Here is an 8,133-nt window from a genome sequence, read left to right as displayed (position 1 = left end):
CGAGCAAAGATGATAGTCAAACCGCTGGTACTGAACCGAGCAAAAATGACAGTCAAACCGCTGGTACTGAACCGAGCAAAGATGACAGTCAAACTGCTGGTACGGAACCGAGCAAAAATGACAGTCAAACCGTTGGTACTGAGCCGAGTAAAGATGACAGTCAAACCGCTGGTACGGAACCGAGCAAGAATGACAGTCAAACCGCTAGCACAGGATCTGAATCAAACAGTGGTACAACACCAAATACAGGTTCAACATCAACCTTTACAACACCTTATACCGATGCGTATAGCAGCTTAGTCGGTAGTTGGAAAACCACTGGTGTTAATCCATTAAAAAATTCTGCGTCTATTTTGGACAAAACAGAACAAGAGGCTACCGCTGAAATTAACAGTTACCTCAATGATGTGGTAAATCATAATATCTATGGTGCTGTACCTGTTGCTACATTGGACAGTTTAAGAGCCTATCGTGACACCACATTGCAAAATGGTAACCGATTAAAACAAGGTGAAGCATTGGCTAGTTTAACTGGCACAACTGCACAACGTTCTTATGACAACGTTGCGGACAACGGCAGCACCAGCAATGCAGTGGTGAATATGAAATACGGCGTAACCGATAATCTCACCGCTGGCATCGCCTTTGGGGCTGGTCACGAGAAATTATCGGGTCAAGCTGGTAGCCACTTAAAAGGTAACTCCACCTATGTGGCAGGTCAATTAACCTATGGCGTGGGTAATTTGACAATGAATACTGGTGTGGCTTATAGCCAATCCAACCTAAAAGGACAACGTCATATTCACAACCACTATGACAGCCATACCTTTGATGTAAAAGTCAAACCAACAGCGTGGACGGTCTACACACAAGCGAAATATGCGATTCCACTCGGTGAAAATGTGACAATTGAACCGAAAGTGGGTATCGCTTACAACCAAGTCACCATTGATGAAATCAATGAACAAGGTGTCGGTGCATTAACTGTGAAAAAACAACGTCATAACAACCTTGATTTAATGGTGGGACAAGATTTCACGGTAAGTCACACCTTGCTTTCAGGCAACAAAGTTTCTGCCGTGTTCAGTGTAGACTATTTACACAGCACCAAACAACCGACCACACAAGCCAGCTTTGATGGCGTAAATTACTTTGATGTAAGCAGTGAGAAAGATGCCGATGCTGTGCGTTTAGGGTTATCTGCTCAATATAAATTGCTTAATGGTTTAGGGTTTAATGTTGGATTTGGTAATAGTATGCGTTCTTCTGGGAATGTTTGGAATGCGAATGCGGGGGTGAATTATACGTTCTAGTTTGGTTTCCTTACTTTTCTTTGCTTGAGCAAAGAAAAGTAACAAAGACAAATGCTTGCATTTGAATGTTGCCAAAGGCAACAGCCCGTAAGGGCGAGCGTAGCGAGTAAACACACCCCGATTTTGCCTTGTTTCCTGAAAACGATTTAATTTGCTTAACGTAAAATGGCTGAACTCGCTACGCTCAGACAGACGCCATTTTCCTACAAATTAAATCATTTTCAGGCGGCAAAGACGGGGTCCCCGTTTGGTTACAATAGAGTGCGGTGGAAAATCAGAAAGTTTTGATTTTTTTACCGCACTTTTTTTCTGTTCATTTTCCCCGTTTTCCGCTATTCTATTAGGCATTTTCCAAATTAACAGAAACCGCTAAAACGGCGGTGATTTTTTAAGAAATTTTAAGGTAAAACTATGCAAGAACAATATCGTCCCGATTTAATTGAAAGCGAAGTGCAGAAATATTGGAAAACTCACAAAACCTTTAAAGCCGTTAAAGACGAAAGCAAGCCGAAATATTATTGTTTATCCATGTTCCCGTACCCATCAGGTCGCCTGCATATGGGTCACGTGCGGAATTATACCATTGGCGATGTAGTGTCTCGTTATCAACGAATGAACGGCAAAAATGTGTTGCAACCGATGGGTTGGGATGCGTTCGGGTTGCCTGCGGAAGGGGCAGCGGTAAAAAATAAAACCGCACCTGCGAAGTGGACGTACGAAAACATTGCCTATATGAAAAATCAGCTCAAAAATTTGGGCTTTGGTTTTGACTGGGACAGAGAAGTCACCACTTGTCGTCCTGAATATTACAAATGGGAACAATGGTTCTTTACTGAGTTGTATAAAAAAGGTTTAGTGTACAAAAAAACCTCCACCGTCAACTGGTGTCCGAATGATGAAACGGTGCTTGCCAATGAGCAGGTTCACGAAGGCTGTTGCTGGCGTTGTGATACCCCTGTGGAACAAAAAGAAATTCCGCAATGGTTTATTAAAATCACCGATTATGCCGAGCAATTATTAGGCGGATTGGACACGCTTCCACTATGGCCAGAAATGGTCAAAACAATGCAACGCAACTGGATTGGACGTTCGGAAGGGGTGGAAATCACCTTTAAAATTGAAAATTCCGATGAAACCGTGGCGGTGTATACCACTCGCCCTGATACGTTCTATGGCGTGTCTTATATGGCAGTGGCAGCAGGTCATCCATTGGCAGAACGTGCGGCGGAAAATAATCCAGAATTAAAAGCCTTTATTCAAGAATGTAAAAATGCCAAAGTAGCAGAAGCAGAACTTGCTACCATGGAGAAAAAAGGCATGGCAACGGGTTTAAATGCCATTCACCCGATTACGGGCAAACCAGTGCCAATTTGGGTAGCGAACTTTGTGTTAATGCACTACGGGACAGGGGCGGTAATGGCGGTGCCTGCTCACGATCAGCGTGACTTTGAATTTGCTACTAAATATGGTTTGCCAATTCAGCAAGTGATTGAGCCTGCTAACGGTGAAGAAATCGATTTAAGCAAAGTGGCGTTTACCGAACATGGCAAACTCGTTAATTCTGATGAATTTAATGGTTTAGAGTTTGATGCGGCATTCAACGGCATTGCGGATAAATTAGAAAAATTGGGGGTAGGTAAACGTCAAGTAAACTATCGTTTGCGTGACTGGGGCGTTTCTCGTCAGCGTTATTGGGGGGCGCCAATTCCAATGTTAACCTTGGAAAATGGTGATGTGGTGCCAGCTCCACTTGAAGATCTTCCGATTGTATTGCCAGAAGATGTGGTCATGGACGGGGTGAAAAGCCCGATTAAAGCTGATCAGAACTGGGCGAAAACCAGTTTCAATGGACAACCTGCATTAAAAGAAACCGATACGTTTGACACCTTTATGGAATCCTCTTGGTATTATGCACGCTATACTAGCCCACAAAGCCATTCGGCGATGTTGGATAGCGATGAAGCCAATTACTGGTTGCCAGTGGATCAATATATCGGTGGGATTGAACACGCCACAATGCACTTGTTGTATTTCCGTTTCTTCCATAAATTATTGCGTGATGCAGGTTTGGTCAGTTCCGATGAACCTGCACAAAAATTGTTGTGTCAAGGCATGGTGTTGGCGGATGCGTTTTATTACACCAGCCCAACCAACGAACGCATTTGGGTGAGTCCAACAAAAGTGACGTTAGAGCGTGACGAAAAAGGGCGGATTGTGAAAGCGGTGGATGATGAAGGTCACGAGCTGGTACATAGCGGTATGACGAAGATGTCAAAATCCAAAAACAACGGAATTGATCCGCAAGAAATGGTGGAAAAATACGGGGCGGATACCGTTCGCTTGTTTATGATGTTTGCCTCCCCTGCGGAAATGACGCTTGAATGGCAAGAATCGGGCGTGGAAGGGGCGAACCGTTTCTTACGCCGTTTATGGAATTTGGTATTCGAATACAACAAAAATCCAGCCAAAACTGCGGTAGAAATCACCGCACTTTCAGCCAGCCAAAAAGCCTTACGCCGTGATGTGCATAAAACCATTGCCAAAGTCAGCGATGATATTGGTCGCCGTCAAACCTTTAACACAGCCATTGCGGCAGTGATGGAATTGATGAACAAACTCACCAAAGCTCCGTTAGACAGCGAGCAAGATCGTGCAGTAATGGCGGAAGCCTTAAATGCCGTAGTACGTATGCTGTACCCAATCACGCCACATATTTGTTTCCAACTTTGGCAAGATTTAGGCAACGAAAACGCCATTGATTTTGCCCCTTGGGTGGTCGCTGATGAAACGGCTATGGTGGAAGATGAAAAATTGGTGGTGGTGCAAGTGAACGGTAAAGTACGAGCAAAAATCACTGTGCCTGCGGATATGGCAGAAGATGACATCAAAGCCGTAGCGTTACAAGATGAAAATGTACAAAAATTCTTGGACGGCTTGAATGTGGTGAAAACCATTTATGTGCCGGGTAAATTGTTTAGTTTTGTGGCGAAGTAATTCAGACTTGTAGGGGCGGATCCATATATCTGCCCTATAACCCATGAGAAATTAAAATGAAATTGACAAAATTATCTGTTGTCGCCTTGTGTTCTTCTTTATTCATCGCTTGTACAAATGATGCAGAACAGCTGAAATGGCGACCTTACAAAGATATTGATGGCACAATACAAGAAGTGTCTTTTGTCACGCTAACAGAACAACAAATTGATAAATCCAAGACATCTCAGCCCGTTGAACGTCATTTTGCCAACCTTGCGGTGCCTTTTGGAAAAAGTAAAACCTTCAAACGCTTAGGTGAAATCTTCCCACTCGGCCACTTCAAGGGCGACTATTCCATGGCAACCATTTTTTTATTGGATGACAAATCGCTCAATATTTACAAAACAGAAGATGTACAAACCCTTGCTAAAGCCCATGCTTTTGAGTTTTACGAATTTGGTGGCATGCGCTTAAGCCATGCTAAATTCAGAGCTAAAACTAAAATTTGTAAAGATTTCAAAGGGAAAAATGGTGTGGATTTAGTGATGACAACCAACTATTACCCTGAAAATAGTTTTACCGATTTTTACACTGCACTGCTTGAGGTAAAATTACAAACTCAGCAAGCACCACAAGAAATCGGTTATAATGCCAGTTTTACTGGCAATGATGCCAACTTTCAAGCGCTGATGAAACAAGATGAGCAAAAACGAGGCAAAAATTTAGCCGTGGCGAATATCCAAGAAAAAGCCAGTATTTTATTTAATATTATTTGTAAATAGGAATAAATCAATGTTCAAACCAATTAAAACCGCCTTTTTCATGCTAAGTATCATATTACTTACCGCATGCGGATTTCACTTCCAAAATGGTGAATTAATTCCGCAAGAATTACGCACTTTAAAATTTGAAAGCAGTGATCCTTACAGCGATATGTCCATAGCCATGCGTAAGCAATTACAAGCCAACAATATCAGTATTGTAGAACAACAAGGCGTCCCTATTTTGCGGATTACCAAAGTTAGCACAGATGATGAAGTGGCCTCCGTATTTAAACAAGGTCGTGAGGCAGAAAAAATGCTGATGTTACAAGTAGATGCGAGCGTACAATTACCTAACAAAGACGCCTATCCAATTTCGGCTAAAGTGAGCCGAACATTCTTTGATAACTCTCGTGCAGCGTTAGCCAAATCCTCTGAACGTGACATCATCTGGGCAGATATGCGTGAACAAGTCGCACGCCAATTAATTTCCAAAATGGTAGCGTTGCAAACGCAGGTTCAAACCAAGTAAACATGCCTATGAATCGGATTTTTCCTGAACAACTTCCCCACTCGCTAAACACTCGTTTGGCGAGTATTTATTATTTGGTCGGGCAAGATCCTCTATTACTCAGTGAAAGCCAAGATGTAATATTTCGCAAGGCTTCCGAACAAGGTTTTGATGAAAAACAATCCATTCAAATTGAGGCAAATACCGACTGGCAAGCCCTATTTGAAAGCTGTCAAGCCATAGGATTATTCTTTCAACGGCAAGTGATCAATGTGCAGTTACCGGAAACCCTCACTGCTGCCTTACAAGCCAAATTAAGCGAATTAGTCAGCTTATTACATCAGGATTTGTTGTTTGTTTTTCAACTGCCCAAACTTGCGAAAACCGCCGAGAAACAAGACTGGATCAAAAAATCCCTTGAATTTGAACCGCACTTAACCGTGGTGAATTGCCAAACACCAAGTATTGAGCAATTGCCCCGCTGGGTCAGCCAACGAGTGAAACAAATGCAATGCCATGCGGAACAAGATGCCATTCAATTACTTTGTTACAGCCATGAAAATAATCTCATTGCATTAAAACAAACCTTAGAATTGCTCGCATTGTTGTACAGTGACAGCAAATTAACCTTAACTCGTGTGCAAAAGGTGGTGGAACAATCTTCAGTATTCACCCCTTTTCAGTGGATTGATGCCTTATTAGAGGGGAAATTATCTCGTACCAGACGGATCCTAAAAGGCTTACAAGGCGAGGATATCCAGCCGATTATTTTATTACGTACCTTACAACGAGAACTTATGATCTTGTTGGAATTATCCAAACCTCAGCAACGGCTCGAACATTTGGATCTCCCCCTCCCTACCGCACAATTACGTGAGGGATTTGATCGCTTAAAAGTCTGGCAAAATCGACGTTCCTTGTATACCGCCACCTTTCAACGTTTCACCTATCGAAAATTATATGGGATTATCCAACAATTAGCCGATCTTGAACGTGCAACCAAATTAGATTTTAGTGCTGATGTATGGTCACAACTCCATGAGATTTCCGCTGCATTTTGTCAATAAACTGGTAAGTTATCCTTTCTTTTTTGATATAAATAAAACTTTTGGCTAAAAAATACAAAAAAATCCGCCGTTCTGTTGTTTTTTCTGCATAAAAAGTTATTATGCTATTCTCTTTTCTTACTTTTTAAAGGTATTTTTTATGCTTTATTTAGAATTTTTATTTCTGTTATTAATGCTCTACACGGGTAGCCGTTTCGGCGGGATCGGTTTAGGCGTTGTGTCTGGTATTGGGTTAGCCATTGAGGTGTTTATCTTCCGTATGCCAGTGGGAAAAGCACCGGTGGATGTGATGTTAATCATCTTAGCCGTGGTGACCTGTGCGTCTGTACTTGAAGCGGCGGGCGGCCTGAAATTTATGTTACAGATTGCAGAACGTATTTTACGTAGCAATCCTAAACGTGTCACGTTGCTTGGCCCGATTGTCACTTATTTAATGACCTTTATGCTAGGCACTGGCCATTCGGTTTATTCCATTATGCCAATCATTGGTGATGTGGCGTTAAAAAATAAAATCCGTCCTGAACGTCCAATGGCAGCGTCGTCAGTGGCCTCTCAATTAGCCATCACGTCTAGCCCATTGTCTGCGGCGGTGGTCTTTTATTTAGGTAAAATCATTGAATTACCTGGATTAAGCCATATCAGTTTGCTTGATATTATCTGTGTCACCGTGCCAGCCACTTTTGCAGGAACGATTGCCTTATCCTTGTATAGCATGCGTCGTGGTAAAGAATTGGATGATGATCCTGAATATCAACGCCGTTTACAAGATCCGATTTGGCGTGAGCGTATTTTGAATACCACCAGCACCACCCTAAACGACGAATTACCAAAGGCAGCCAAGCAATCCGTTTATCTGTTCTTGTTAGCGTTAGTCGTGATCGTAGCGATTGCCATGTTCCCTGAGATTCGTACTATTGCCGATGCGAAAAAAGCCATTTCCATGAACTTAATCATTCAAATGATGATGTTATGTTTTGGTGGGGTCATTTTATTGGTGACTCGTACGAATCCACAAATCGTACCAAACGGCGTGGTGTTTAAATCTGGTATGGTGGCGGCCATTGCGATTTTCGGGATTGCGTGGATGAGTGATACATACTTCCAATACGCAATGCCTGAATTTAAAGCGGGTATCACCGCCATGGTACAAGCCTATCCTTGGACATTTGCATTAGCTTTATTTGCAGTCTCTGTGGTCATTAATAGCCAAGCGGCTACCGCTGTAATGATGTTGCCAGTCGGGATTGGTTTAGGTATTCCAGCGCCGTTATTAGTGGGCTTAATGCCAGCGACTTATGCCTACTTCTTTATCCCAAATTATCCGTCAGATATTGCCACGGTAAACTTTGATGTGACTGGTACGACCAAAATTGGTAAATACTACTTCAACCACAGTTTCATGGTACCTGGTTTAATCGGTGTTGTAACCGCCTGTCTAGTCGGTGTGACGGTAGCGGAAATTGTGATCCGTTAATCTTGTCACCCACAAAAATACAAAAAGCTCA

At 42.5% G+C, this 8,133-nt stretch carries 6 protein-coding genes; all 6 read left to right on the top strand.

Translation table 11 applies throughout. The features are described 5' to 3' along the window. A partial coding sequence (locus tag ACTG7L_RS01255) for an autotransporter outer membrane beta-barrel domain-containing protein (RefSeq protein WP_439287163.1) occupies nt 1-1,313 on the top strand: 1,313 nt, incomplete at its 5' end. Between the two features lie 411 nt (nt 1,314-1,724). After that, nucleotides 1,725-4,307 carry a leucine--tRNA ligase gene (leuS, locus tag ACTG7L_RS01250; protein WP_439287162.1) on the top strand — a complete coding sequence of 861 codons (2,583 nt, stop codon included), beginning with the start codon at nt 1,725-1,727 and terminating at the stop codon, nt 4,305-4,307. 56 nt (nt 4,308-4,363) lie between these two features. Further along, entirely contained in the window at nt 4,364-5,071 is a 708-nt protein-coding gene (locus ACTG7L_RS01245) for a hypothetical protein (protein ID WP_439287161.1), read from the top strand. A gap of 10 nt (nt 5,072-5,081) precedes the next feature. Continuing rightward, nucleotides 5,082-5,582, top strand: coding sequence for an LPS-assembly lipoprotein LptE (locus tag ACTG7L_RS01240; RefSeq protein ID WP_439287160.1), 501 nt, complete (start codon nt 5,082-5,084; stop codon nt 5,580-5,582). A gap of 8 nt (nt 5,583-5,590) precedes the next feature. Further along, on the top strand, nt 5,591-6,628 hold the full coding sequence (gene holA / locus ACTG7L_RS01235) for a DNA polymerase III subunit delta (RefSeq protein WP_439287159.1): 1,038 nt from the start codon (nt 5,591-5,593) through the stop codon (nt 6,626-6,628). A gap of 139 nt (nt 6,629-6,767) precedes the next feature. Beyond that, complete coding sequence (locus ACTG7L_RS01230) at nt 6,768-8,102, top strand: anaerobic C4-dicarboxylate transporter (protein WP_439287158.1); 1,335 nt, start codon at nt 6,768-6,770, stop codon at nt 8,100-8,102. Nucleotides 8,103-8,133: the final 31 nt, after the last annotated feature.

This window comes from Lonepinella sp. BR2357, from assembly GCF_051851525.1.
Taxonomy (GTDB): Bacteria; Pseudomonadota; Gammaproteobacteria; order Enterobacterales; family Pasteurellaceae; genus Lonepinella.
This window is presented reverse-complemented; position numbering and strand designations above follow the sequence as displayed.